Source organism: Anaerococcus hydrogenalis (assembly GCF_002871895.1).
Taxonomy (GTDB): domain Bacteria; phylum Bacillota; class Clostridia; order Tissierellales; family Peptoniphilaceae; genus Anaerococcus; species Anaerococcus hydrogenalis.
Genome location: NZ_PNHP01000001.1, coordinates 203,801 through 227,963, shown reverse-complemented (window position 1 = coordinate 227,963; position 24,163 = coordinate 203,801). Strand labels below are relative to the sequence as shown.

Here is a 24,163-nt window from a genome sequence, read left to right as displayed (position 1 = left end):
AAATATTGATAAAGTTATATGCTATTAAAATTTATTAGATAGTTTACTATATTAATAAATACCCAAATTTAAACAAATAAATCCTCTTAGGAAATTTATAAATTTTTAGACCTATCAAAAATTAAAAACTTATCTAATATTAAACTTATTATAGAAAAAATTATAGCGAAACCAACAAGGACAAGGATATTATTAAAAAACATTTCTTTTGTAAAATCATTTGCTATCATATTACTATTTGCTACATAATAAAAGCTTGGAAATATTTGTCCTAATAAAAGAGCATTTTTACTTAAAATCTCTTGAGGAACAAAAACACCTGTTAAAAACGATGAGCCAAGAGAAAAAATATTCATTACAGCCATCATGATATTAGTATTATTTATTAGTTTAGATATAAAAGAAGCAATACTAACTGTGGATAGGGCAAAGACCAAGGAATTTATCATTAAATACAATATTCTATTTGATAAGTCTACTTTTCTATTTAAAATGAAAAAAGCTAGCATATAAAGAAACCACGAAAAAAGTGCAAAAGAAATATTTGCCAAAAGTATTTGAAAATTTATTTTCGTCTTACTCATAGGAGAAATCATATTTCTCTGTTTAATATTTTTATTTTTATATGTTAGACTTACTAAGGATACTACCAAAATTATTTGACTTAAAAACACGTAGGATAAAAAATTAAAGAAAAATAAAGTCCTTTCTGGCAATACTGGTCCTTTATCTTTTTTTAAGGAAATTTTTACTTTCTTTTGAAAATCTTTTTTCGTATTTTTTATTGCATCTTTCGTAGTAAAACCTGCTTTTTCATAGGCTGAAATTTGATCCAAATATAAATTTACTGATTCTTTTACATATTGATAATGCTTAGCACTTTGACTCTTTTTTATCTCAACCTTTTTTTCTTTATCAAAATTTTCTGGAATTTTTATATAAGCTGTTACTATTTCATAAAATAAATTATCGTCAATATTTTTTCCTTTAAGATCAACAATTTTATTTTCTTTTTCCATATAGGTAATAAAAGATTTTGATAAATCACTTTGACATAAATCTTCTATATAAATTTTTGCCTTTTCTTTTTTATAAACATTGGTATTGGTATTAGTAGAATTAGAAAATATAAGTAAGGACATGAAAATTATTGTGTATAAGGCTATAGCCTTAGTATGGCCTCTTATTATTTTGAAATAATTTTTAAATACTGTCATATTGCCTACCCCTTGTTAACAAATAAGAAATTAATCCAAATAGCAAAGTTAAAAATAATAAATATTTAATATTTTCCCAATACCTGTCCAAATTATCATAATAATAAAGACTGTAAATACCATCATTAATTAAAGATGCTGGGTTAAGTTTGTTTATTATTGGATAATTTTCTTGAACCATTATTTTCATGTCCGAATTCATCATTCCAGCAAAATATGAAAAAACCATACTTATAGCTATTCCTATACCATTTTTAACTTCTATGCTCGATTTATTTGATAAAGCAATCAAAGCACCAACCAAAACACCAAATAAACTAGCAAGTCCAATAAGAAAAATTAATGGAATAAGCTTACTAGAAAAATCTATTTTATAAATTTTATTAAAAAATAAAATTGTAAATAAAACTATGGAAAAATTTATTATAAATCCTGCTAAAATTGAAGCTAAAAGGCTTACGGATTTTTTTATAGGAGCTATGGCATTTCTTTTTGCAAGACTTGATAGGTTTGCTTCATACCTATAAATAATCAAAAGTCCAAAACTAAAGCCATACAAAGCTTGCATACCTATTAGGCAATAGAAAAATGTATTAACAATATCAATATTTTTCTTTGAATTATCTATTATATAGTTTGAACTTTCAGTTAAAATCTTAGAATTAAAATTAGGATTTTTTCTAAAAATTTTTTCTGCCATCATGCCTTTTCTTAAATAAGCATTCATTACGCTTTCTACGATAGATTCATATAGACCAGATTTTTTTAACTCGACTTTATCATAATCTTTTATGTAAGCAATTATTTTTTCATCATCCATATTTTTTTCATCATGCAGCTTAAATATTTTTTCTTTCTCTAATTTATTTAAGAAATCATCAAAATATTTATCATCTCTTAAACCATCTTTTACACTAACATTTATAGGCTCAAATTTCATAGAATTTTTTATATTTCCAAGAGCAATATTAAAGAAAAACCCCAAGATTAGAGGAAAGATTAAAGACCAAAAAATAAGAGTCTTATCCCTAATTAAAATTTTAAAAGTATTTTTAAAACTATGTAAGAACATACTAATCCCTCAATTCTTTTCCAGTTAATTCTAGAAATACATCATTTAAACTAGGTCTACTTGAACTTAAATGGTCATATTTTGTATTGCATGAATTTAATATATCAACAAGATTTAAAATATTTGAATCTTTAGAAAAACTTAATTTGCAATTTCTCCCCTTTATAGAAAAATCAATCAAAGAATCCATAGCTTTTATTTTTTCAATCAAGTCATCTGATAAATCATCAGATTCAAAAGAAATTTTTTCCTTTAAATCAATGATATCTTTTAAACTCTCAGCATCACCTTTTGCTATTATTTTCCCCTTATCAAGAATAACTATATAATCACAGATACTTTCAACCTCATCCATATAATGAGAAGTATAGATAATGCTAGCCCCTTCCTTATTTAATTTTTTTATTCCTTCCAAAATATTATTTCTAGATTGAGGATCAACTGCAACAGTAGGCTCATCAAAAATAATTAAATCAGGTTTGTGAGAAATTCCACAAGCTATATTTAGCCTTCTTATAAGCCCACCAGATAATTGCTTAGGTTTAAATTTAACAAAATCACCAAGACCAACAAGATCTATTGTATTTTTTACGAGAATTTTTCTTTTATTTTTATCTTTTATGTATAAAGCGCAAAAATAATCTATATTTTCATAAACACTTAGCTCATCATAAACACCAACATCTTGAAAAACAACACCAATTTTTTCCTTAATATCAAAAGAATCAGGAGTCATTTCTTCTCCAAAAATTTTAATAGATCCCCCATTATTGCTAAGCAAAGAAAGAATACAAGAAATAGTAGTAGATTTTCCAGATCCATTAGGACCCAAAAGTCCCAAAATTTCTCCCTTATACAAATCCAAATCTAAATTATCAACAGCAAGAAAATTTTTGTATCTTTTAACCAAAGACCTAACTTCAATAACTTTATCAACCATAGTCTTCTCCTTTTAATAATTCTAGCATAGGATAAGTAATAAAATCGTTATAAAAAAGTAAAAAATTTGTAAAAATGAGCACAAAAAAAGACGTTGTTTCCAACGTCTAAAAATTTCTGGTGCGGGATAAAGGAGTTGAACCTTCACGAGAAAATCTCACTAGATCCTAAGTCTAGCGCGTCTGCCAATTCCGCCAATCCCGCATATGGGGTGAGTAGAGAGATTCGAACTCTCGATCTCCTGGGCCACAACCAGGTGTCTTAACCAACTGGACCATACCCACCAAATAATAACTTACTATATAAGTATACATCCAATTGAATCACTTGTCAAGTAAATTTAAAAATAATTTTGAAAATTTTTTATATTTACTATGGCCTGTCTCTTTCGACTTAAATATAATACCATAAACAAAAATTTTTTTCAAATTTTTTTTTGATATTTTTTTAAGTTTTACAAAAAATTAGACTTATAGTAAAATACTGTTAAGAAAGAGAGATTTAGAGGTGATTTAATGAAAAAGAAATCTAAAAGTAAAGTAATTCTAAGAATTTTTGCTGTAGTTGTTGCCCTATCAATGGTAATTCCTATTGTTATGAATGCTATTGAGTCTTTATGATTGTTGAAAATATTGAGTATTCTGATAAGTATAATCTGGTAAAACTTACCATATCTAGGGAATTTTTTTATATTTCTTATGATTTTTTTAATGATTTAAATATTACAAAAGATGAGGATTTAGATTTTGATCTTTATAAGAAAATTTTAAGTGAGGATGATTTTAATAGATGCAAGAATGAAGCTTTAAGGCAAATTTCTTATAGGCCTAAGACTTCTTATGACCTTATTTATAAGTTAAAGAAAAAAAATTATTCTTCTGAGTCAATTGATAGGGTTATTGATTTTTTGAATGAATACAAATTGATTGATGATGAAAATTATGTAAAGTCTTATATTAACGATAAATCATCTATAGCAAATTGGTCTAAAGGCAAGATAAGGTATAAGTTAAAGGCCAAATTTATTGATGACAAACTTATTGATAAGTATTTAAATCAAATTTCCTATGATGAGGAATATGGAAAAGCCTATAATTTTGCTCTTAGAAAAAAAGAAAGTACCGATGACAAGAATAAGCTTTATAGATTTTTGGCATCTAAGGGATTTTCTTACGATATTATTAAAAATGTTTTGGGTGATTTGTTTTAATGGATGACGCATACGTTTATATATTAAGATGTTCTGATAATAGCCTATATACTGGTTGGACCAATGATATTAAAAATAGGTTAGATAAACACAATAAAGGAAAAGGAGCAAAATATACTAGAGCAAGAAGGCCTTGCAAGCTTGTTTTCTATAAAAAAGTAAATAACAAAAATAAGGCCATGCAGATTGAGTATAGAATTAAAAGATTAAATAAAAAGTATAAGGAAAACATAGTAGATAATTTTGATAGAAAAAAATTAGAGCTTATCGATTAGATAAGCTCTTTTTCTTTAAGTTTTTTTATAAGGCTTTCGCCTTCTCTTTTTATAGATATTTCAAATAATCCCATATTGGTAAAGCCGTAAATAGTATATATTTTGAAGTATTTTTTTAAACATTCATTTATTTTTTCTACTAATTTTTCATTTAAAGAAGACTTTAAGAAATCTATTACAATCATCCCCCCAATATTTCTAAGTTTTAAATTGTAAAAAATGAAATCAATCAAGCCCTCATTTACCTTATAATAAAAGTCATCCTTATCCATTGTAGATCTTTTCTTTGAGGAATTTACATCTACAAAACATAAGGTTTCTAATTTATTTATTATTATTGATAGGTCATCCTTATATATTTTTTCATCACCAATAGTTTTTAGACAATCATAAATTATTTTATTATTTCTTATATCAACTTCTTTGCAGTCGTAAGCTTCGTTCTCTTCTAAATATAAGTCAAATTCATTATAGGTTTTTAATAATTTTGGAGAAGGTGTAAAATTTTCCTCATCAATAAGTGAATTTTTAATATCTAAAAGGTCTTTATAAGTCTTAGGATTTTTCTTTCTTCCTTTTTTTAAGATTGGATAGCCCTTATTTTTAAACCTATATAAAAAATAATCTTGGTTTTCAATCCTAAAGTTAGCACTAAAAGTGGCAAGCTTGTCGTCAAATTCTTCTTTTACGATTTGCCCTATTAGGCTATCTCCAATTTTAAATTTTTTATTAGATTTTAAAAAAGCCTTTTTGTCCTTATCATATAATAAAAAATAAGCATTTATAGAATCAATTTTACCCACAACCTTAGCCCTATAAATATTATATAGGTATGGTGAATAAAATTTAAATTCGTATAATTTATTATCAATAATTTTTCCAAAGGCTTTTTCTTTGTAATCTATGAATACGAAAGACTTCATTGGGCAAGTTTCTTCTTTAATTTTTCAAAAAATCCGATTTTATCAATTTCTTCTTTCTTATCTTCTAATAAATTAGAAATTATCTTGTCATAAGAATTATTTTTTGTTTTTAGGCCGATAAATTTCGAAGATTTTCCAAGTATTAAGTCTCTTTTTTCTCTGATATCAAAATATTTATCATCACTTTCTATACAAAAATAATCTGAATTTATTTCCCTTTCCAATTCTTCTTCATTTAATATCTGAATTTCTTTTTTATCATCTAATAATTTTGAATCCAGACTATAGATTATCAAATAATCATATTTTGAAACTTCCTTTAACAACTTATCAATATCTTCTTTTTTTATATCATATTTTCCTTGAACTAAGGGTGATATTGCAAAATCTAAGTTCCCCTTATATTTTTTGATAATCTTATCAAGTCCAACAATATCAAGGAAATAATCACATATATCATATGTGATCATCCCTCCCATATCGAATAAATCTTCTATATTTTCATCTTTTTGTCTTTGAAAAGAAAGAAGTAATAAGGATTTATCTTTAGATAGTTTATCAGAAAGTTCTTTTATAAATTTACCTTCATTATGATTTTTCGAATTTATTAAAAATACCTTCATACTATTCTCCATTTGTATTTTCATTATTTTCTATATTATCTTGATTTTCTATATTGTTTTGATCCTGCTTATTTGTGTTTTCATCTTTATTGTCATCTTTTTTATCAACAACAATACTTTGCTCTTCAGGATTTATTTTTATATCAAAATATTTACAAACTATATCTCTGAATACTGGTGAAACATTTGATGAAATAATACCTTGAGTTAAAATTATAGAAATAGCTATTTCTGGATCATCATACGGAGCAAATCCAACCATCCATGCATATGGCTCATAATCACTACCATCTGGATTTTTACCCTCTACTTCTGCTGTTCCAGTTTTCACTCCAACCTCTAATGGCATCTTATTCAAAATAGCATTATTTTGTGCAACTAATAATGTTCCATGTTTAATATCTTCTAAATATCTAAAATTTTTAATATTTATTTTTTTATTTTTAACCTGATTTTTAAATAAAGTATTTTTAGAGTTATGGTCTTTAACCTGATTGATTAAAGTATATTTATTTAAATATCCACCATTTGATATTGTTGAAATCACCCTATTCATTTGTAATGGTGTATATGAATTTTGTCCCTGTCCAATTACAATATTTAACATATCAGTAATATCCCATTTAGCTTGATTTAAAAAAGTATATTTTAATGTATCTACTAGCCCTGCTGTATCACCATTTTTGATTTTGAATGGCTCATATCCCATTCCATCAACTATTTCCGCTAATCTCACTCTATCTACAGCCTTAGGATTGTCAGCTAATTTAATTAGCTTAGATATATCATTTTCAATATCTTTTTTTGATTTTTTAGTATTTCCCTTAATATAATTAGCCAAATCTTTTTCAAGATATTTTTTCATCATAGACTTGGTTACTTCAAGTTTTTTTTCGGTTGAAGGTATATTGCCAACTGTCTCTTGTGGGATATTTATTTCAATCCCAGTAGTTTTATTTAAACCTAGTATTTCAGCAGCTTTTTTTATATCATTTAATTCTAATTTCACTCCTAAACTTTTATGTGTTGATGGATTCTCACCTAATGCTAAACAATAAAAATAATAGTTACATGAATCTCTTATTGCACCATATAAATTTTCCTCACCATGAGTCTGACCTGTAGTCGACCAAATCAAGCAAGAAAATCTCTTGTTCCCAATATCCATAAAGCCATTACAGTAGTTTAATCTTTGTGGGTCTAAGCCTTTTTCTAAAGCTGCAAGGGATGTTACTAGCTTAAATGTAGAACCTGGCATCACCGCAGTTTGACTAGCCAAGTTCATCATAGGCCTAGCTTCTATTACTGAAGAATTATCTGGAACTTGTAAGCTATCCCAATCAGTTTCTGATATACCTGTAGAAAATAAATTTGGATCATAATTCGGATATGATGCCATTGCTAATACTTCCCCAGTTTTTACATTACTTACAACTACAGCCCCACTTGTTGCATATGATGCTGATTTTTCAGGTGTAAAATCACCATATTCAGAAGTATAAGCCTTTCCAGTTCTTATTGATTCTAATATTTTTGCTAGTGACTTTTCTGCTTGATTTTGCAAATTCGCATCAATAGTTAGGTAAACATCATTTCCAGGTTCTGATGGGATTTGTGATAAAGTTTGGATTCTATTTCCAGATGAATCCACAGTAACTATACTTTTTCCATTTTTCCCCCTTAGGGTATCTTGATATGATTCTTCTATTCCGGTTTTTCCTACAATTTCATCTCTTAAATAAGAATCCTGATTTACATATCTTTCTACTTCATCATCTGTAGCAATTGGTCCCATGTATCCTAAGACGTGACTTGCGAGATTTCTGTTTGGATAAGATCTAATAGGAATAGTTGCAACATTTATTCCCTTAGCCTTATCGATATTTTCTTCTATCCTTAGAACTGTAGACTCATCAAGGTTATAAACTAAATTTATTGGCCTAAATCCATATGAGCCTTGCCTGTTAATTATATTGTCGATTGTTAAAATCCCACAGGCTTCATATTTATTATTATTTTTAATATTTGAGACTTTTTTGATGTAATCTAAAATTTCTTTTGCATCTTTAGCCTTTGATAATTTTTTTATAGCCTTATCTCTCGATTGATTTTTATCCAGACTTGCATAATGTTCAAAGAAATCTTTTTTACCGACATTAAAGGTGTAGTCCCATTTTTCTATTTTGTCATCACTTATATCTATTGAAGGATATACACTATTTTTAACATTTGCATTTTGTGCTAAATATTTAAAATCCTTATCTAGAACAACATCTTTTAGCAAGTGATGTTTATCTGCAAGATTAGCTAATTCTTCGGCAGGGTCTCCTGCTTGAGAGTTTTTGAAATTTAAGTCAACAGAGTAAATATTTTTATCATCCTTAGTCTCTGTCTTTACTTCTGTGGTAAAATTTGCATAGACACCTTTATTTTCTAGCTTTTCTATCAAAACATCTGCTGGTATCTTGTAAGAACCGTCATCTTCGTTTAAGGATGCTGATTTTAAAAATTCTTTAATAGAAGTTTTTTTGACTATATTATAAAAATCATCGCTTGCCTTTGTATTTAATTTTATTTCTGGATATCCGTGATGTAAGCTAGCCTTTTTTTGGATAAATTTTTCATCAGCAGCAAGGGTATAATCTTTTAAAATAACATTAGACTCTAAATTTTTATCTTTTAATATATTATAAGCTAGAATTCTTGCTTGATTATTTTCAAGAATATTCCTTATTACTGATTTATCTTCTCCAATTTCGCTAACTACAACATCTACTGGATCTTCGTTTATTGTGTGATTTATAGACTTTAATTTACTTTTTGCATTATCTTTATAGCTTAGCTTTATCTCGCTATCTTTTTGGCTGACTAAAAGTGGTATATCTATTCCTCTTTTTTTCAAGGCAAGAAGAGCTGTTTTCATGGTTTCATATTTTATACCATTCTTATTACTAGTAGATTCTACTAATTCTCTTATTAAATTATTATCTATTATAGTATCTACTATTTTATCCTCTGGAGATTTTTCTTCTTTAAAATAATCATCTGTTGTTTTATATTGAAAAGAATTTAATCTAATATCAAAATCATTTTGATAATTAACTCCAGCTTCTTCTAATATATTAACTAAGGTAGTTACAGCATCAATTCTTTCTTTATCATCTAAATTTGTTAATTGATCTTTGTATAATTGCACAGCAAATGAAGGAACAGTTGTAGCAAGGATATTTCCATTTCTATCTAAAATATCTCCCCTACTTGCTATTTCGTCCACTTCTTGAACTTTTCTATTATCAGATAGGTCCCTATAATGATCACCTTGGTTTATCATTAGTATAAATAATTTTATAAATACTGCCACAAACATCAAGGCAAAAACAATTTGTAATAGGGTAATCCTACTTTCTTTTTGTTTTTTCAAAACTTACACCCCTATATTCTATATGTTGGAATATACATTAATTTTTTCACTATAAAATGATAAACTAGATAAATTATAGTGTTTAATACTGCTTCTACCAATAGTGGTAAAAATAGATAATTTTTTATAACAATCATATCTGACTTAAATAAGTAAGTGATTAGGCTTACAAAAATAAAATTAGCTATGGTAAAGGCAAAACTTAAAATTAATCCAGTATTTTTGTCACTATTAAATCTAAATCTTTCATCTCCTACAATATAGCCAATCAAAAAATATGATAAGGCCCTAATTCCAATTATTTTAGAAAACATCAAATCTTCCAATAATCCAATTATAAGACCGGCATAAGCCCCGCTTTTTGATCCTAAGATAAGAGAAAGTGAAATAACTAGTCCAATAATTATATTTATATTAGCGCCAAATATATCTATCTTTGAAAAAACAGTTATTTGTAAGATAAAAGATATTAATGAAACTATAAATGTTTTTAATTTATTCATATAAGCACCTTACCTTCTTAAAACCAAAACCCTATACAAATGAGTGAAATCAACAGGAGAATCTATATTTACATTTTTTCTCAAAGAATCCTTGCTCATATAAACATTTGAAATTTCTCCCAAATATAAGCCTTTAGGATAAACTCCACCTATTCCACTTGTTAGAAGAATATCTGATTTTTTAGCATCGCTTGAAACTTCTAACATATAGCCTGATATGGTTTTATTTTTAAAATCATCAATTACCCCATAATCTCCACTTCTAGAATTTATAAATGATACATCATTTGATGAATTTTTGATAGTTTCAACCTTACTTGTAGTAGCATTGACTTTTACAACCTTTCCAATAACAGCTGAAGAATATTCGCTATCACCTATAGCCTGTAAAATTACATCATTAACCTTTAAGCCATCTTTCTTTCCCTTATCAATAAAAAATGATTCTTGCATACTTTTTACATCAGAGCTGATTATTTGAGCCTTAATATAATCATATTTTTCATTTTTCATAGCCTTTTTTTCAGCCTTAAGAAAATCTTTTCTATTGATGATTTCATTTAAATTTGCATTTTCTTTTAAGAGATTTTTATTTTCAATTTTCAACTTTTCGATTTCAGACCTTGTTTGCTTAGATCCTATTGTATCTTCTACAGCCTTAATCAACTCAGATGAAATTGAATACGAAATTTTATTTACTGGCATAAATATAGTATTAACCGCATTATTACCAGCTTTAACCAAACCATCAGAAATGCTTGATACAAAGATTAATAAAACCAATAAAATTATTGTGATAATAAAAGATTTGTTACTTTTCTTTTTTCTTCTATATGACATACTTACCTACTTTGATATTTTAAAAACCTATCTGGATTTTCCATGATAAGTCCTGCACCTTTTATAGCATCAAGTTCAGGATTTTCTGATATTTTTGACTTTAAATTAATTTTCTTTTCAATATATTCTCCAAGACCCTTAACCTTTGCCATTCCACCTGTTAGAATAAAACCATCATTTTTAATATCACTCGATAACTCTGGTGGAGTTTTTTCTAAAACGAGATATATCATTTCAACCAAAGAATCTGCAAATTCACTCAAACAAGCTGCAATTTCTTCACTTTTTAATTTAATTCTTTTTGGTTTAGCATCTGATAAATCTCTTCCTTCAACATCCATAGATAAATTTTTATCCTTGATTCTAAGAGATAGTATTTCTTTTTTGATTTTTTCAGCAGTGTTTAAACCTATTTCTATTTTTTTATTTTCCTTTAAAAAAGTTTGGATATTTTTATCAATATCATCTCCACCTATTTTTAAGGTCTTACTAGCCACAATTCCATTTAAACTAACTACACAAACCTCGCTATTTCCAGCACCAAGATTTATAACCAAAATTCCCCTTGGATCTTCTGGGCTTAGGCCTATTCCAAAACAAGATGCAAGAGATTCATCAACCATGATTACATCCCTACTTCCTGCATGTAAAGCCGCATCTTCAACAGCCCTTTGTTCTATATCAGTAATTCCACTAGGAACACAAACGACTGCCCTTGATTGTAACAAAGAAAAACCTGGGTTTATCTGTTGAAAATAATGATTAAGCATAGCTTCAGTCAAATTAAAATCAGAAATTACCCCCTTTTCAATCGGTCTTTGAATTATAATTTCATCAGGAGTCTTTCCAATCATATCTTTCGCCTCTTGGCCAATTGCTTTTATTTGCCTATTTTGATGGTCCAAAACCAAAACGCTTGGTTCATTGATTATAACACCATCCTCTTTTTTAAAAACCTTTATACTGCTAGTACCTAAATCTATAGCTAGATCTTCAGCCTTAATTCTAAACTTCATCTTCTTCTCCTACATTAAACACTCTTTTTTAAAGCTAAAATATTTACCATTTCCAATAACAATATGGTCTAATACACTAATATCTAAAATTTTTCCAGCTTGAACAAGTCTATCTGTAATTATTTTATCATTTCTAGAAGGATTACAATTTCCACTTGGATGATTATGTACAAAAATTATAGCATTAGCACTCTTTCTAACTGCAGCTATAAAACATTCCCTAGGATTTACAATAGAAGAATTCAAATCTCCTGTAGATATTAATTCCTTACTTATAATAACATTTTTTGTATCTAATAATATAGCATAGAAATGTTCTTTTTTTGTGTCTAAAAATTTATTTTTCATAAGTTCATAAACATCGTCACCACAAGTTATTTGCCTAATTTTCTTATTAGCCATCTTTTCACTAAGCCTTTTACCAAGCTGAATTGATGCTACAATCTTACTAGCCTTAGCTAGTTTAATTCCTTCTACTGTCGAAAGCTCCTCAATAGAAATTGACAAGAGCTCGTCAGTAGTAAATTTTGAGAAAATTTCTCTGCTAAGCTCAATGGCATTTTTCTTTTTAGACCCAGTCCCTATTAAAATAGCCAATAATTCCTCGTCACTTAGACAATCAAATCCTTCACTTTTAAGTTTTTCTCTTGGTCTTTGACTTATATCTAAATCTTTAATCTTCTTATTCATTAAAAACACCAATTTTTTCCAAATGCTTTATCATAAAGTCTGTACTTAAACCAACAAAAAATCCAGTAAATATACCAATAAATACTAAAATCGGGAAATAATAAAACATTTTAATATTTTGCATGAAAAATATAGCTACTATAATTTGACCTAAATTATGGGAAAATGCCCCTATTTCACTAACTCCTATTAGAGAAAAATCATCATCTAATTTTTTAATAGCAAAATACATAGCACTTGTCGAAAAAATCGCACCTACAATCGAATAAAAAAAGCTCATTACTGAACCTGTAATCAAAACCAATAAAAATGATTTTAAAATACTAACAGTCAAAGCTTTTTTATAATCATAAAAATAAATAGCAATTAATATTATTATATTAGAAAATCCCAATCTCGCACCAGGAATTGGCACTGGCATTGGGACCATAGATTCAATCAAAGAAATAGCAAGAGATAAAGCTGTTAAAAGTGCTAAATTCATATAAATTTTCAAATATTTTTTATTCATTTAACCACCTTATCAATTTCATCATCATTTGTATCATCATTGACAATTTCTAAGATAAGTCTATGAGGTAGACAAACTATAGTCTCCCCAACCTTACTAATTTTTGGCATATGAGTACAAATCAAATCCCTACAATTTGCCTCTATCATCTTAACCTTTCCATTTTTTATCTCAACTACATTATATTCATCATTATCAACTTTAATCTTAAAAGTTTTATTTTTATTTAGAGGATATTTGCCATATTCTTTTCCATTAAGTTCTACTCTCAAATAGCTTCCATTTTGATCAGATTTAAATTTTTGCACAAAAAAAGCCATAAATATACTTAAAACTAAAAGTAATACAACAACTATTATATCTTTTCTTTTAACTTTCATAAACACCTCTTATTAGAGTTTATCATTTAAAATATATCGATGTCAATTTAATAAAAAAAGACCACCGAAAATAATCGGTGATCATAATTTTATTCTACATCTATACATTTAGCTGGACATTTTTCAGCAGCTTGTTTTAATAGTTCAATATCTAAATTATCTGAAATTTTTTCTTTAGATAAGAAATTGTCCATTGCAAATCCTTCAGGATAAGTCCTTGCACAAATTGAACAACCAATACATCCAACTTTACAATTTCCTCTAACATCTTTTCCTTTATCATGTGATGAGCATTTTACAATTGCTTTTTGTGAATAAGGAACAAGGTCTATTATATTTTTCGGACAAATTTTAACACAAGCTCCACAAGCTACACATTTCTCTTTATCAACTACACTTACCCCATTAACCATATGTATAGCATCAAACTCACAAGCTTTAACACAAGAACCGCATCCAACACAACCATAATTGCAGGCTTTTTTTCCGCCGAAAAGTGCAATTTGTGCTCTACAATCTTCAAGACCAGCATAATCATATAAGTCTTTTGCATTTTCGCATGTACCATTACATTTTACAACTGCAACTTTCTTTTCACCAGCACCTGCAGATTCTACTCCCATAGCACTAGCAACAGCATCTGTTACAGATTGTCCACCAATTACACAAGCAGAAACAGCAGCTTCCCCTTTTGCAATTGCATTTGCACATCCATCACATCCAGGATATCCACAAGCTCCACAGTTTGCCCCTGGAAGAGCTTCTCTTACCCTTTCCACAATTGGATCAGTTTCAACTTCAAATTTTTTACTTATAACACCCAATAAGCTTGCTAGAACAAAACCTAAAACAGCTAATACAAGTGTTGGAATTAATATATTATTCATTATTTTCTCCCTCTATGCTAATCCTGCAAAGCCCATAAAGGCAATTGACATTAGACCTAGAGTTATTAATGTAATAGGTCCACCCTTGAAAGCTTCTGGCAAGTCGTTATCTTCGATTTTTTCTCTTATAGAAGCTAGTATTACTAAAGCTATTAAAAATCCTACTGCAGCTGCAGCTGAATTTATAGTTGTTTCTAATAAATTATAATTTTCATTTATATTTTTAATAGCAACACCAAGAACAATACAGTTAGTAGTAATTAATGGTAAATATACACCAAGAGCCTCATAAAGATTTGGCATAGATTTTTTCATTATCATTTCTACAGTTTGAACTAATGAAGCAATTACCAAAATAAATACTACTGTTTGCAAATATCCAATTTTTAAAGGATCTAGTATGTAGTATTGGATAACCCAAGTGATAATTGATGATAAGGTAACTACAAAAATTACTGCAGCTCCCATTCCCTTGGCAGTTTCTACCTTGCTTGTTACACCAAGAGTTGGACAAATTCCCAAAAATTGTCCTAATACATAGTTATTAACAAAAATTGATGCAATAATTATTGAAAATAAATTTGACATAATTCCCTCCTACTTATTATTTTTCTTCTTGTTTGAAATAGCATTAGCTACTGCAAACATGATTCCTAGGATAATAAATGAAGATGCTGGTTGAATTAAAAATCCAATTGTAAAATCTTCAGGAATTATTCTATTATCTAGTAAAGTACCATTTCCAAACAATTCTCTAATAGCTGCAAGAATTGAAATGGCAACAGTATAACCCAAACCTTGTCCAAGTCCGTCAATTATTGATGCAATTGGTCCATTTTGTGATGCAAAACCTTCAGCTCTTGCAAGAATAATACAGTTTACAACTATAAGTGGAATAAAAATTCCCAGTGATTGGTCAAGTGCTGGTAAGTAGGCTTTTATTATCATTTGAACCATTGTTACGAATGATGCAATAACAACAATAAAGGCTGGTATTCTTACTTCATCAGGTATAAAATTTCTCAAAACAGATATTACCAAGTTTGAAAGTGTAAGTACAAATATTACTGCAGCTCCCATTCCAATCGCATTTGAAAGTGATGATGAAATAGCAAGTACAGAACACATACCTACCATTTGTACAAATACAGGGTTATTTGAAAATATACCGTCTTTAAAAACTTTTAATAAATTAGGAGATTTTTTCTTTCTTTTTTCTTTTTCTTTTTGAACATCAATTGGTTTTCCCGTTTGTCTTTCCATTTTTAACCTCCTACTTAATTTCCTTTAAAACATCACGAGCTGTATTTATTCCGCTTAAAATAGCATTTGTTGAATATGTAGCTCCTGAAATTCCAACAATTTCATTTTCAGATCCAGATTCAGATGCTCCAACTTTTTTATCCATGCTTACACCCTTAACTCCTTTTTTGAACCAATCTTCTTCCATTTGAAGACCAAATCCAGCAGATTCTGAATGTTTTAAAGGACTGAATCCTGTTAATTTGTTATCTTTATCAACACCAACGATAAATTCAATATCTCCACCGTATCCACCCTTGGCATTTACATCAAATACATAGCCCTTATCTCCGTCAGCCTTATAAACTCCTTTTACTGAATCAGGAAATTTTCCTTTTACTTCTTCAAAGCTTTTGCCATCTGGAAATGCTATTTTTAATGATTCATTTAGTTTTTCTTTTTCAGCTTTTTTAATAATTGGATCTGTAACTGAATTTGTAAAGGCCAATACCAAAGCTGATACAGCTGTAATTATTAATAATTTAATTCCTAATTTTAATGCTTTATTCATCTTTTACCCCTTTATTAGCTACACCAAATACCTTAGGCATTGTTCTACTATCTATAAGAGGAACTAATAAGTTCATTAATAAAATTGAATATGAAACACCTTCTGGATATCCTCCATAAACTCTTATAAGTGAAGTTATAAGTCCACATCCAAAGGCAAATATTATCTCTCCTTTTTTAGTTACTGGACTTGTTGTATAGTCAGTTGCCATGAAAAATGCTCCAAGCATAAGTCCACCTGATAATAATTGCTCAAGTATTCCATCTACAGACTTATTGAAAATTATCAATAAAACTGCTGTTGTTATTATGTATACTGCAGGTATTCTTAATGAAATAACTTTTCTAAATACTAGGTATGCTGCTCCTAATAATATAGCAAGGGTTGAAACTTCTCCAATACATCCTCCCATATTACCTATAAACATATCTAGTAGGGCTGGTTTATCTCCACCTGATAAAACAGTTGCTGCTGAAACTGCAGAAACTTTTCCAGGAGCTACGTAATTTGACATATTCTTTGACCAAGATGCAAGTAAAAATGCCCTTGCTCCAAGTGCTGGGTTTACAATATTTTGACCTATTCCACCGAAAAATTGCTTACAAATTACTATAGCAAATACAGCTCCTATAACTGTTTGCCAAATTGGCATTGTTACTGGAATATTGTAGGCTAAAAGTAAGCCTGTAACTACTGCTGATAAATCATTTATTGATGAATCTCTTTTCATAACCTTGTTAGAAATAAATTCTGCTATTACACAGCTTATTACTGATGCTAGGATTAAAGCTAGTGCTTTTGTTCCAAAAAAGTAAACTCCTACGAGTCCTGTTGGAATAAGAGCAATTATTACATCTAACATTTCTTTAGTAACAGTTCTCTCGCTTCTCATATGAGGAGAGGATGATACTAATAATTTTTTTGCTTCCATTTAATTCTCCTCTACTTTCCTGCTTGACGAATTTGTCTTTTACCAAACCTAATAGCTTCAACTAATGGTCTTTTGGATGGACAAATGTATGAACATGAACCACATTCTATACAATCTAAAATATGTAAATCTTGTGCCTTATCAAATTTTTCTTTTAATGAAAATTTATGAATTAGAAGTGGCATTAGTCCAACTGGACAAACATTTACACATTTTGCACATCTTATACATGGATTTGTAACTGGTGCTTTTGATTCTTCTTTGTTTAATACTAGTATACAGTTACTAGCTTTTTCAACTGGTTGATTGATATTTGGTTGGGCAATTCCCATCATAGGTCCACCATTTATAACTTTTCCAGCATCTTCTGTCATTCCACCAGCTTCTTCAATCATATGATCAAAGCTTGTTCCAAGTCTTACTAAAAAATTAGAAGGATTTTTGATTCCATGACCTGTTACTGTCATATATCTTTCTATTAGTGGTTTTCCATAATAAACTGCTTCATAAACTGCGTTTGCTGAAGAAACATTTGATACTATAACTCCAACATCCATTGGAAGACCACCTGATGGTACTTCTCTATGTAATACTGCATTTATTATTCTTTTTTCATCCCCTTGTGGGTATTTGGTAACCATTGTAGCAAGTTCTAACTTTGGCGAATTTTTATCTGTTATTGCTTTTCTTACTTTTTCTATGGCTTCTTGTTTATTATCTTCTATTGCTATAATTCCTTTTTTAGCATCTACTGCTTTTACAAGAAGTTCCAAAGCATCTACAATTATTTCAGGCTTTGTTTTTAAAATATAATCATCGCAAGTAACATAAGGTTCACACTCTGCACCATTTATAATTACAGTATCTACTGCTTTATTTGGTGAATATTTTATATGTGCAGGAAATGCTGCCCCTCCCATACCTACAAGACCATTTTCTTTCATAGCCTCAACAATTTTTTCTTTAGTAAGGTTAGTAACATCTTTTCTTTCATAGTTAATTTCTTGGTCGTAGCCTTCTGTATCGATTACAACAGCTTTTGCATTTTTACCAGACGCTGTTTGGATATCGATTACACTAGTAACTTTACCGCTTACTGATGAGTGAATGTTACAAGAAAAATTACCTACAGCCTCACCTATAAGCTCTCCTACTTTCACTTCATCGTTTTTCTTAACTAAACATTTGCTTGGAGCTCCGATATGTTGAGTAAGTGGAATTGTTACAGTTTTTGGGACCTTTGCAACTATTAAGCCTTTATTTTCGCTTAATTCCTTATACTCTGGAATCTTAACTCCATTGTCAAATGACAAATTTTCTAGAGCCATACTCTCTCCTTTCATTTAATACGTATATAAGCATTATAAATTATTTCAAAATATTATTCAATGTCTATAGGACATCAAATAATATTTTTTTAACAAATTTCTTATAATTTTTTATCGATAAGTCTTTTCTATTTTTTAATTCTTTTTCACTAGGAAGGCCATCATCATAAAAAACTTTCATCAAATCATAGTTTGAATTTATTTTTATAACATATTGTCTTGTTTCTTCTACGGGTATTTTTGTAGGGTCTGGGTCATGTTTGTCAATTTTTTTCTCTTGAATCCACTTATCTACATTACCTATTCCACCATTGTAAGCAGCTAATGCCAAATCAACATCATTATAATATTTATATAGGTAGTTAAAATATCCAACTCCCAAATTTAAATTGTAATCTACATCTTTTAGCTTATCTGGATAATATTCTTCCCCAATTAATTCAGCACTATGTTTTGCTGATGTGTCTAATAATTGCATCAAACCTTTGGCATTTTGGTTAGAGTGGGCTTCATTGTCATAATCACTTTCAACCTTTATTATTGATGCTATCAACAATGGATCCATATTATATTTTTTAGAATATTTTTTTATTTGATCTTGGTAGGCGATTTTTTGCCTTGATGTTTGGTAGGCAACTATTGAAAAACTTATTATTATCGCCATAACTACGCTTATTATTATTAATCCTATAATTTTAAAAATACTTTTTAAAGCTTTCATTTTTACTCCAAATTATCTAAAGCTACTTCTACTTTTTTTTCTAAATCATAAAGACTTGTACTATTATCAAAAATCAGGTCTGATTTTTCTTTCATTTCTGAAAAATTTTGACTATTTATTTTTTTTAAGGCAAAATCCTCATCAATTTTATCCCTTTGCATAAGCCTTTGGACTTGTACATCCTTATTTGCTACAACCAACCAGACATAATCACAGGGAAATTTTTCTTTCATTTGAAAAAATAAGGGTATTTCTATAAAAATATTTTTTTCATTCGATTTTTCTATTATTTTATTAATATATGAAATTATATTTTTATGAGTGATTTTATTTATTAATTCTCTTTTTTTAGTATCATTAAAGATAATCTTTCCTAAAGTTTTTTTGTTTATAATTCCATCTTCAAAGGCCTCATCAAATGCCCCTGATGATAGAATTTCTCTGTAATTAATTTGATCTTTTTCCAAAAGTTTCGAGTTAATCTTGTCACTATCTATTACCTCATATCCCTTATTTTTCAAAATTTCTGATAAGGAAGACTTGCCACTTGCTATAGTTCCTGTTATTACAATTTTATTTTGATTCATACATGCTATCTCCACTGTCAATATCTACTAGAAGTGGAACCTTTAAATTGACTGCTTCTTCCATAGATGATTTCAATATTTCTTTTGCCTTTTGTAAATCTTTTTTACTTGCCTCTATGATTATTTCATCATGGATTTGTAGGACAATTTTTGCATCTACTTTTGCTTTTTTTAGATTTTCATATGAATTTATCATAGCAAATTTTATGATATCTGCAGCAGATCCTTGGATTGGAGTATTTAAGGCAACTCTTTCACCAAAACTTCTTACGTTGAAATTTTTAGAATTTATTTCTGGAACATACCTTCTTCTATTAAATATGGTGTTTACGAAGCCATCTTCCTTGGCTTTTTTTACAATATCTTTCATATATTTTTTTATTTGAGGATAGGTATCCAAGTAATTTTCAATGTATTCTTTAGCTTTTTTTCTAGGAATATTTAAATTTTGGCTTAGACCGTAATCACTTATGCCATAAATTATTCCAAAATTCACAGCCTTTGCTTCACTTCTTTGTAATTTTGTAACCTCATCAATTGGTGTATCAAAGACTTCTGATGCTGTTTTTGTATGAATGTCTATATCATGAGAAAAAGCTTCTTGCATTTTTTTATCATTTGCAAGGTGAGCTAAAACTCTTAACTCTATTTGTGAATAGTCTGCATCTATTAGGACTTTATACTTATCTGCCTTGAAGGCCTTTCTGATTTTTCTTCCCTCTTCTGTTCTAATTGGAAGATTTTGTAGGTTTGGCTCAGTTGATGAAAGTCTACCTGTAGCTGTTACATTTTGCTTGAAAGTTGATCTTATTCTTCCATCCTTATCAATACATTCTTCCAAACTTTCAAGATAGGTAGATTTTAACTTATACATCTCCCTATATCTTTCAATTTTTCCTATAATAGGGTGTTTATCCCTTAATTTTTCCAAAACTTTTGCATCTGTTGAATAACCAGTCTTAGTTTTTTTGATAATTGGAAGTTCTAAGTCTTCAAATAAAATTATTGAAAGCTGCTTTGGTGAATTTATATTAAATTCAGACCCAGCAAGCTCATAAATTATTTTTTCTAATCCTTCAAGTTCTACTGAAACTTCATCTTTTATCTTTTCTAGTTCATTTTTATCACATACAAAACCTGTTATTTCCATATCTGCCAAAACTTTGGATAATTTTATTTCACAATCTTTGTAAAGCTCATACATTGAAAGCTCTTTTAACTTGTCGGTTAATATATCTAGACTATCCTCTATTGCATTTATAATTGATGATAAATATTTTCCAAGTTCTTTTTCACTTAAATCCTTATAGGATTTTTTGTTCCTTCCCTTGCCCAACAAGTCTTCTTCATTTAAAACTTCATATTTCAAAAATGCTTGACTAAAAGTTTTTAAATCATAGGAAGACCTGGAAGGGTCGATAAGATAGTGCATAAGCATAATATCATCATAAGGAAAATTTATTTCTATTCCCAACTTATTAAAAAGTACTATATCTTCTTTTATATCAAAAGAAACCTTATTAATATTTTCATCTTCAAAATATTTTTTGAAATTTTCTACAAATTTTTGGTCTGGATTATAGATAAAAGTTTTTGATGATGGTGATTTGATTGCAATTTTAAAAGCTTTTGAATGTATATAATTATCATTTTCAAAAATAGTCTTAAAATAAAAAATATTTTCTTTTTCAATATCTTCTATTATTGAAAAATCATCATCTGTAAAGGAATAAGAAAAGTCTAATTCTTCTCTTTGCTCTTTACTTCCATCTTCAAATTTTTCCAAAAACTTATTGAAATTATATTTTGAAAATTTCTTCTTCAAGGATTCCATATCTGGATTTTCGACCCTCAAATCGCTAATCTCATAATCGACTGGTGCATTTGTTACTATAGTTCCAATTTTTTTAGACAAAAAGGCAATTTGTCTTGAATTTTCAAGATTTTCCTTGGTTTTTTTACCACTAATATCATCTAAATTTTCATACAAGGCTTCCATTGACCCGTATTTTTTTATATATTTAAGGGCAGTTTTTTCCCCAATTCCATCAACGCCTGGAATATTATCAGACTTATCACCCATAAGGCCCTTAACATCAATTAATTGTTTTGGACTTAGGCCATAATCATCCTTGATTTTTTCTTCAGTAATTTCTTCCATTTGAGAAATTCCCTTTCTTGTAAGATAAACAATAACATCATCATTTACAAGTTGAAAATAATCCTTATCTCCAGTTATTATTACAGTTTCAAGGCCCTCATCTCTTGCGATTTTTGAATAAGTCCCAACAATATCATCAGCCTCAAAGCCATCTATATCTAAATACTTGACATTTAGTGAGTCAAGAATATCTTTTAAAATTCCAAATTGATAATTTAACTCGCTTGGAGCCTTATCCCTATTTGCCTTATAATCTTCAAACTCCTTGTGCCTAAAAGTTTTTGTTTTTTTATCAAAGGCAACCAAAATATAGTCAGGTTTATATTCCTCAACAGCCCTAAAATACATGGTTAAGAATCCATAAACACCATTGGTCATAACCCCATCAGCATTGGTAAGATTAGGAAGGGCAAAAAAAGCTCTAAAAATCAAACTAGACCCATCAATCAGCATTACTTTTTTACTCATATAAATCTCCTTTCTATTAGTATAACATATTTTATTTTTCACAAAAAAAGTAAGTAGAAAAATCTACTTACTTAAATCTATAAAGTAATCATAGTCATTTTTATTTATTTTTTCTTCATCATCAATATATGTTATTTTAACCTTATTGGTCTTAAAAATATATTGTCCCATATATGCATAGTAATACGACCCATCTTTTTCTTTCATTTTTACTAAAATATTTTTATTTGCACCTATATGATTTTCATCCCTATATTTTTCTAACATTTTTTTATTGATTTGGGCAGTTTTATCTGTATTTTTGTTCATAAGTGCTTTTAATGGATTAAGTGTTAAATAAATCATTAGACCCCATATCATAATTTTACTGCAAAATGTCTTATAGTTTAAAAATATAATATATGACACAACTAAAATTAGGTAAAATCTTATCGTTTTTAAATATCTTCCATATCCAGCTAATTGGAGTGCTTCTCCCTTTGGCATAGAAAATATATACATAAAGTAATTTCCAAGTTGATACAAAGCGTATGAAACAACAGTAAAAATCAGCAATTTTTTTAAAATAGTGGATCTTTTATTGCAAAAATAAGCAACAATTATTATAAGTAATAAAATAAAAATTATTTTATCATCAAAAACAGCTTTAATAAAATTTTTTGTTATATTAATAATATCACTTTTATTTTTTTCACCAAATACATTCCTATACTCTGTTAGATTCATACTATGTTTTCCCAAGCTATCAAATGTATGTTTTACATGGTTAGACCATATTTTTTGACTAAATAGAGTAGTTAAAAAACAAGATATTGCTATCTTAATATTATCTTTCCTATTTCTTATACATAAATAAGCTATTGCAATCATAGAAAAGTAGATACTAGAATTTTTTATCAAGGTAACAAAAATAAACATTGGAAATAATAAATAATAATTTTTATCTTTTTTATTAAAAGTGTATTCATATATGAAAGAAAATAGTGCAAAGGAACTTGTTGAAATTAAAGTATCAACTAATAAAGTATCTATTGATATATTATCAAAAAATATATAAATAGAAAAAATACAAAACATTAGAGTATTTAAAATACTTTTCTTACAAGCTTTATAAAAAACAAAGTATCCACTAAAAATCGCTAGTGCGTTGGCAATTAAGTTATAATTTTCTGAAAAACCAAGTGGTCTTGTAAGTCCATAGATAAAGTATGCACTCATTTGTGGATAGGAATTAAATGAAATTATTGTATCCCTTGAATCATTTATCCTATCATTTTCAATTAAAAACCTACTTATACGACCCCAATGACTGAAATTATCATAGTGGATAAATTCTTTATTGTATAAATAAAAAGTAAGTAATAGACCTATTATAAAAAACAAATATAAGTCTTTAAAAATAATCGCAATATCTTTTTTCTTATATATATAGTAGAAGAAAATAACAAAAAAAGATATATGAAATATATAAACTCCTTCTTTCATCATTGACAACATAGCAAGTATATATACTAAACTAGACAATGTTGATACATATATAAATGGTATGAAAACCGTATCGACAGAAAATTTTTCTTTTATAAATAATGAAAAGCCTAAAAAAGCTAAGAGTAAAAATATTATTTTTATAAATATCATATAAATATC

At 28.2% G+C, this 24,163-nt stretch carries 24 protein-coding genes and 2 tRNA genes; 2 read left to right on the top strand and 24 right to left on the bottom strand.

Going from position 1 to position 24,163, the window contains the following annotated elements:
• Positions 1-95 precede the first annotated feature (95 nt).
• The 5 genes from CJ192_RS01060 to CJ192_RS01040 form a co-directional block, all read right to left on the bottom strand.
• Positions 96-1,217, bottom strand: coding sequence for an ABC transporter permease (locus CJ192_RS01060; protein WP_102197442.1), 1,122 nt, complete (start codon positions 1,215-1,217; stop codon positions 96-98).
• A complete protein-coding gene (locus CJ192_RS01055) occupies positions 1,204-2,289 on the bottom strand; it encodes an ABC transporter permease (RefSeq protein ID WP_102197441.1) in 1,086 nt (361 codons plus the stop codon). The genes CJ192_RS01060 and CJ192_RS01055 overlap by 14 nt, the downstream gene beginning before the upstream one ends.
• Before the next feature lies 1 nt (position 2,290).
• The gene (locus CJ192_RS01050) at positions 2,291-3,229 is read right to left on the bottom strand and encodes an ABC transporter ATP-binding protein (RefSeq protein ID WP_102197440.1); all 939 of its coding nucleotides are present in this window, start codon (positions 3,227-3,229) and stop codon (positions 2,291-2,293) included.
• A gap of 117 nt (positions 3,230-3,346) precedes the next feature.
• Positions 3,347-3,432, bottom strand: a tRNA-Leu gene (locus CJ192_RS01045).
• Positions 3,433-3,435: 3 nt separating this feature from the next.
• Positions 3,436-3,512: transfer RNA gene (locus CJ192_RS01040), tRNA-His, on the bottom strand.
• A 332-nt stretch (positions 3,513-3,844) separates the two neighbouring features.
• Here CJ192_RS01040 and CJ192_RS01035 point away from each other — a divergent pair.
• Both CJ192_RS01035 and CJ192_RS01030 read left to right on the top strand, forming a co-directional pair.
• The gene (locus tag CJ192_RS01035; RefSeq protein ID WP_102197439.1) at positions 3,845-4,438 is read left to right on the top strand and encodes a regulatory protein RecX; all 594 of its coding nucleotides are present in this window, start codon (positions 3,845-3,847) and stop codon (positions 4,436-4,438) included.
• Entirely contained in the window at positions 4,438-4,713 is a 276-nt protein-coding gene (locus CJ192_RS01030) for a GIY-YIG nuclease family protein (protein ID WP_102197438.1), read from the top strand. Before CJ192_RS01035 ends, CJ192_RS01030 begins: the two co-directional genes overlap by 1 nt.
• On the opposite strand, the gene CJ192_RS01025 is transcribed toward CJ192_RS01030, so the two are convergent.
• The 19 genes from CJ192_RS01025 to CJ192_RS00935 form a co-directional block, all read right to left on the bottom strand.
• Positions 4,710-5,636: a ribonuclease E/G gene (locus tag CJ192_RS01025; protein WP_102197437.1), complete on the bottom strand. Its 927-nt coding sequence runs from the start codon at positions 5,634-5,636 to the stop codon at positions 4,710-4,712. The two genes, CJ192_RS01030 and CJ192_RS01025, sit on opposite strands and share 4 nt — an antisense overlap.
• Positions 5,633-6,259, bottom strand: a complete 627-nt coding sequence (locus CJ192_RS01020) for a P-loop NTPase family protein (RefSeq protein ID WP_102197436.1) — start codon at positions 6,257-6,259, stop codon at positions 5,633-5,635. Before CJ192_RS01020 ends, CJ192_RS01025 begins: the two co-directional genes overlap by 4 nt.
• Before the next feature lies 1 nt (position 6,260).
• Positions 6,261-9,680, bottom strand: a complete 3,420-nt coding sequence (locus tag CJ192_RS01015; RefSeq protein WP_102197435.1) for a penicillin-binding transpeptidase domain-containing protein — start codon at positions 9,678-9,680, stop codon at positions 6,261-6,263.
• Between the two features lie 11 nt (positions 9,681-9,691).
• Complete coding sequence (gene mreD / locus CJ192_RS01010) at positions 9,692-10,183, bottom strand: rod shape-determining protein MreD (protein ID WP_102197434.1); 492 nt, start codon at positions 10,181-10,183, stop codon at positions 9,692-9,694.
• Between the two features lie 9 nt (positions 10,184-10,192).
• Positions 10,193-11,023 (bottom strand): rod shape-determining protein MreC, encoded by an 831-nt coding sequence (gene mreC, locus CJ192_RS01005; RefSeq protein WP_004812515.1) that lies wholly within the window; start codon positions 11,021-11,023, stop codon positions 10,193-10,195.
• 2 nt (positions 11,024-11,025) lie between these two features.
• The gene (gene mreB / locus CJ192_RS01000) at positions 11,026-12,039 is read right to left on the bottom strand and encodes a rod shape-determining protein (protein WP_102197433.1); all 1,014 of its coding nucleotides are present in this window, start codon (positions 12,037-12,039) and stop codon (positions 11,026-11,028) included.
• Between the two features lie 9 nt (positions 12,040-12,048).
• Positions 12,049-12,729 (bottom strand): RadC family protein, encoded by a 681-nt coding sequence (gene radC, locus CJ192_RS00995; RefSeq protein ID WP_102197432.1) that lies wholly within the window; start codon positions 12,727-12,729, stop codon positions 12,049-12,051.
• On the bottom strand, positions 12,722-13,240 hold the full coding sequence (locus tag CJ192_RS00990; RefSeq protein ID WP_102197431.1) for a Gx transporter family protein: 519 nt from the start codon (positions 13,238-13,240) through the stop codon (positions 12,722-12,724). Before CJ192_RS00990 ends, radC begins: the two co-directional genes overlap by 8 nt.
• Positions 13,237-13,620: a NusG domain II-containing protein gene (locus CJ192_RS00985; protein ID WP_102197430.1), complete on the bottom strand. Its 384-nt coding sequence runs from the start codon at positions 13,618-13,620 to the stop codon at positions 13,237-13,239. Before CJ192_RS00985 ends, CJ192_RS00990 begins: the two co-directional genes overlap by 4 nt.
• Positions 13,621-13,709: 89 nt before the next feature.
• A complete protein-coding gene (locus CJ192_RS00980; RefSeq protein ID WP_102197429.1) occupies positions 13,710-14,507 on the bottom strand; it encodes an RnfABCDGE type electron transport complex subunit B in 798 nt (265 codons plus the stop codon).
• A 12-nt stretch (positions 14,508-14,519) separates the two neighbouring features.
• Entirely contained in the window at positions 14,520-15,095 is a 576-nt protein-coding gene (gene rsxA / locus CJ192_RS00975) for an electron transport complex subunit RsxA (RefSeq protein ID WP_004818926.1), read from the bottom strand.
• Between the two features lie 9 nt (positions 15,096-15,104).
• A complete protein-coding gene (gene rsxE, locus CJ192_RS00970) occupies positions 15,105-15,770 on the bottom strand; it encodes an electron transport complex subunit RsxE (RefSeq protein ID WP_102197428.1) in 666 nt (221 codons plus the stop codon).
• 10 nt (positions 15,771-15,780) lie between these two features.
• Positions 15,781-16,320, bottom strand: a complete 540-nt coding sequence (locus CJ192_RS00965; protein ID WP_102197427.1) for an RnfABCDGE type electron transport complex subunit G — start codon at positions 16,318-16,320, stop codon at positions 15,781-15,783.
• Positions 16,313-17,251: an RnfABCDGE type electron transport complex subunit D gene (locus CJ192_RS00960; RefSeq protein WP_102197426.1), complete on the bottom strand. Its 939-nt coding sequence runs from the start codon at positions 17,249-17,251 to the stop codon at positions 16,313-16,315. Before CJ192_RS00960 ends, CJ192_RS00965 begins: the two co-directional genes overlap by 8 nt.
• A gap of 11 nt (positions 17,252-17,262) precedes the next feature.
• Positions 17,263-18,579, bottom strand: coding sequence for an electron transport complex subunit RsxC (gene rsxC, locus CJ192_RS00955; RefSeq protein ID WP_102197425.1), 1,317 nt, complete (start codon positions 18,577-18,579; stop codon positions 17,263-17,265).
• 64 nt (positions 18,580-18,643) lie between these two features.
• Positions 18,644-19,300, bottom strand: a complete 657-nt coding sequence (locus CJ192_RS00950; protein WP_102197424.1) for a lytic transglycosylase domain-containing protein — start codon at positions 19,298-19,300, stop codon at positions 18,644-18,646.
• 2 nt (positions 19,301-19,302) lie between these two features.
• A complete protein-coding gene (gene coaE / locus CJ192_RS00945; RefSeq protein ID WP_004818837.1) occupies positions 19,303-19,887 on the bottom strand; it encodes a dephospho-CoA kinase in 585 nt (194 codons plus the stop codon).
• Entirely contained in the window at positions 19,874-22,516 is a 2,643-nt protein-coding gene (gene polA, locus CJ192_RS00940; protein ID WP_102197423.1) for a DNA polymerase I, read from the bottom strand. The genes coaE and polA overlap by 14 nt, the downstream gene beginning before the upstream one ends.
• A gap of 63 nt (positions 22,517-22,579) precedes the next feature.
• Complete coding sequence (locus CJ192_RS00935; RefSeq protein WP_102197422.1) at positions 22,580-24,154, bottom strand: hypothetical protein; 1,575 nt, start codon at positions 24,152-24,154, stop codon at positions 22,580-22,582.
• Positions 24,155-24,163: the final 9 nt, after the last annotated feature.